Source organism: Gelidibacter sp., assembly GCF_035577925.1.
In the GTDB taxonomy this organism is placed as follows: Bacteria; Bacteroidota; Bacteroidia; order Flavobacteriales; family Flavobacteriaceae; genus Gelidibacter.
Window position 1 is genome coordinate 1 of sequence record NZ_DATJCY010000010.1, and the last position, 3,958, is coordinate 3,958.

The following is a 3,958-nucleotide window of genomic DNA, read 5'->3' on the forward strand; positions in this document are numbered from 1 at the left end:
GCAAATGTGGCATAAGCGGCGACCATTTCGTAAATACTCAAATCTGGTGTTCCCAAAGCAATAGCTGGGACTGGAGGAATTTCGGATTCAATGCCTAAGTTTCTTGCCATATCAACAACAGGCTGTGGCCCTACTTGATCCATTAATCGTGCGGTAATAGTGTTAATAGAATTAGCCAACGCACTTTTCAAGGTTCTGAAACCACCGTATTTTCTATCCGAGTTATCAGGACTCCAAGGTAATGGATTGCCAAATTTACCGGCTTCAATAGTTATTTTTGTGTTTGGTAACGTATCACATGGCGATAAATGCAACTGATCAATGGCGGTAGCGTAAACAAAAGGCTTGAAAGTAGAACCTACTTGGCGTTTTCCTTGTTTGACATGGTCATATTGAAAATGTCTGTAATTAATACCGCCCACCCATGCTTTTACATGGCCCGTTTGAGGTTCCATAGACATCATACCTGCATGCAAAAACGATTTGTAATAACGCATGGAATCCATGGGTTTCATGATGGTATCAATTTCACCTTTCCATGAAAATACGTTCATGGATGTTGGCACATCAAATGATTCTATAATTTCCTTATCACTTTTGCCATTGGCTTTCATTTTGCGCCAACGCTCAGATTGACGCATGCTTCGGTTGAGCAATGTGGTAATTTCTTCCGGTTTTAAATCTAAAAAAGGTGCTGTTTTATTACGCTCTGGTGTGTTTTGATGAAAAAACTCTTTTTGCAATCGCGCCATGTGTTCTTGTACAGCATCTTCGGCATATTGCTGCATTCGTGAATCGATGGTCGTATATATTTTAAGACCATCATCATACAAACTATAAAGCCCCGTGCCATCTGATTTTGGATTGTTTTTAATCCAATCCCTCATAAATTCTGTAAGATACGCTCTGAAGTAAGTGGCCAATCCTTCACGATGTGATTCTGGCGTATAACGCAATCCCAAATCTAGTTTTTTGAGAGAATCACTCATGCTTTGCGTGATGTAATCGTATTTTTCCATTTGGTTCAAAACGACATTTCTTCGGTTTCTGGTCCCTTCCGGATTACGGGTTGGCCTTGGATTGTAAAGCGATGAGTTTTTGAACATCCCAACCAACATGGCCGATTCTTGGATATCTAAGTTTTTTGGTTCTTTGCCAAAATAGATTCTGGCAGCACTACGGATACCATCAGCATTATTACCAAAGTCATAAATATTGAAATACATGGCAATAATTTCTTCCTTGGTATATTGGCGTTCCAAACGGATGGCAATAATCCATTCTCTCATTTTTTGAGATAACTTTTCAATGACATTGGCATTATCCCTATTGTGAAATAATTGTTTTGCCAATTGTTGCGAAATGGTACTGGCACCACCGCGTTTTCCTAAAAAAACAGCGGCACGCAGGGTTCCGAAGGCATCAATTCCAGAATGGTTATGAAAACGCGCATCTTCTGTAGCAATCAAAGCATCTACCAAATGTGTTGGCAATTCGCTAAAATCGACCGGTGTGCGGTTATCATTATCATAAATTTTGGCTAAGAGTTCACCATCAGAAGAAATAATTTCGGTAGCCAAATTGGTAGTCGGATTTTCGAGACGGGTGTGATCGGGCATTTCACCAAAAACGCCACTTGATGCCGCTAAAAACAATAAAACAACTAACAAGATCCCACCTAAAATGGTCATCCAAAACCATATAATATATTTCGAGAAATTTTGAGTGTCAGCTTTCTTTTTTGCCATAATAAAATTAATTAGTTGCTGGTTCTATTCGGAAACCCACATCGGTAATACCTTCTAAATTATCAACGCCATTAACCTCTCCATTATTACGCATGGCGTGCTGAATTACTATTTTGTACTCACCAGCTTCATCAAACCTCACCTTTTCTTTATACCACAGTTTATTTTCCTTGATATCAGTAAACCCATGTCCCAAAAGTGTTCCGTCAGGTTTTGACATTTGATATTCCAAGGTATCCTTAATGGTTTTGCCATGTGGAAAATTCATTTCGGCAATCAAAAATAAATTACTGAATTTATAATCGTTGGTGTTTCTGATATTAATAAACAAATTATAATAGTTGGTAGAATCTGGCGGCGTCATGGTAAAGGAAATCAATTCGTCTTTGTTCCATTGATTTGGCACCGATTTGTATTCATCAAAAATTTGATTGGAATCACAACCAAACACAAATAGTGCCGTTGTTAATAGCATCCAGGAAAACTTATTCGCCATTGTTGGGATTTGACTTTTTAGGATTTGGCTTTCTTCTTTTTTTCTTAACCGTTCGAGCCTCAGTTCTAACCTCATTATTAGTCTCTTTTTTAACTTCAATTTTTTGTGCCGCAGGTTGTTCGGCATTCTGCTTAGGTTGAGCCGGTTTTTTCGTTTTGTTCTTTGTATTTCTACGTTTGCTTTTTCGTTTTGGACTATCAAAACGTGTTAAACTATCTTGCCCAACCACATTTCCAAAATCAGCTTTGATATCTTCTATATGCTCTTCGGCATACTCTTCTAGGCTGGCTACTTTTTGTTTTTTCTTGTTTAAAGCAATGATTTCATTGGCTTGATCAACGGTTAGTTTGTGCCAGTTCATCCATTCGCCCTCATAGGCAAACCACATATGGCCTCTGAAAATATCGGTTTTTTGACATACTGCAGCACCTTTTTCAGTAAAAAGTTTAATATCCGTCTTTGGAAAATCTTTTAATGCATCCATATAAGAGTCCAGCTCATAATTAAGACAGCATTTTAATTTTCCGCATTGCCCTGCCAATTTCAACGGATTGAGCGATAATTGTTGATAACGCGCCGCCGACGTACTTACCGACCTGAAATCTGTTAGCCACGTTGAACAACACAATTCGCGCCCGCAAGATCCAATACCTCCCAAACGTGCAGCTTCCTGACGGAACCCCACTTGTTTCATTTCAATTCGTGTTCGGAATTCTTTGGCAAACAATTTAATCAATTCTCTAAAATCAACACGTTCTTCTGCGGTATAATAAAACGTCGCTTTACTGGCATCACCCTGATATTCAATGTCAGAGATTTTCATATTCAATTTCAAATCAATCGCAAATTGACGTGCTTTAACCTTCATTTGGTCTTCCTTGTCACGTGCTTCCGACCAAATATCGATATCGCGTTGCGTTGCTTTTCGGTAAATTTTTAAAACGTTTTCTTCGTCATCAATTTTAACGTGCTTACGCTTCATTTGCACTCTAACCAACTCTCCGGTAAGGGTCACCATGCCAATATCATGACCTGACTGTGCTTGCGTAGCAACAACATCACCAATACTAAGTGGTAAGTTTTCAGAGTTTCTAAAGTATTCTTTACGTCCATTTTTAAAACGGACTTCGACACCCATAAAAGGCTCCTCACCTTCAGGCAGTGACATATTGGCCAACCAATCAAAAACAGTCAATTTATTGCAGCCATCAGTGCCACAAGTACCGTTGTTTTTGCATCCTTTTGGTTGTCCACCTTTTTCGGTTGTGCAAGTATTACAACTCATGTTATGTTATATATATAATTCGTCTGGTAAACGAATGAGGATTAATAAATTATGATTTCGTATTCCATAACATTTCTGCCTAAACAAAAATGACGAAATCATATAATTTCAGAACGTAAAGATAAGATTATTTATTTCAGTTGTATAATGGATATCTGCGTAACTTATATGGCGTTTTCATTAAAATACAAAGTACTGATAATCAATTTGTTATTATTAAATTATGATTTCCTTACAAAGCAACAAATTACACGTAAAACAATAAATCAAGTTGTATAAAACTGATAAAACACCACAATTTAATCAAGATTTAGAGCTAATTAAAATTTAATAATTGCTTAAGTATAATAGATCGTGCATGCTCTTTCAAATTTTTAGAATCTTTTGAAGTAAGACCTTCTGTACATAAAAAATGATGGATCATAACAC

General features: G+C 37.4%; 3 protein-coding genes. All 3 read right to left on the reverse strand.

All coding sequences use genetic code 11. From position 1 onward, the window contains the following. The coding region (locus tag VNJ50_RS00355; protein ID WP_325577961.1) for a transglycosylase domain-containing protein at positions 1–1,748 on the reverse strand (1,748 nt) is incomplete at its 3' end. A gap of 7 nt (positions 1,749–1,755) precedes the next feature. Further along, positions 1,756–2,244 carry a gliding motility lipoprotein GldH gene (locus VNJ50_RS00360; RefSeq protein ID WP_325577962.1) on the reverse strand — a complete coding sequence of 163 codons (489 nt, stop codon included), beginning with the start codon at positions 2,242–2,244 and terminating at the stop codon, positions 1,756–1,758. After that, positions 2,234–3,529, reverse strand: coding sequence for a regulatory iron-sulfur-containing complex subunit RicT (locus VNJ50_RS00365; RefSeq protein WP_325577964.1), 1,296 nt, complete (start codon positions 3,527–3,529; stop codon positions 2,234–2,236). Before VNJ50_RS00365 ends, VNJ50_RS00360 begins: the two co-directional genes overlap by 11 nt. Positions 3,530–3,958 lie beyond the last annotated feature (429 nt).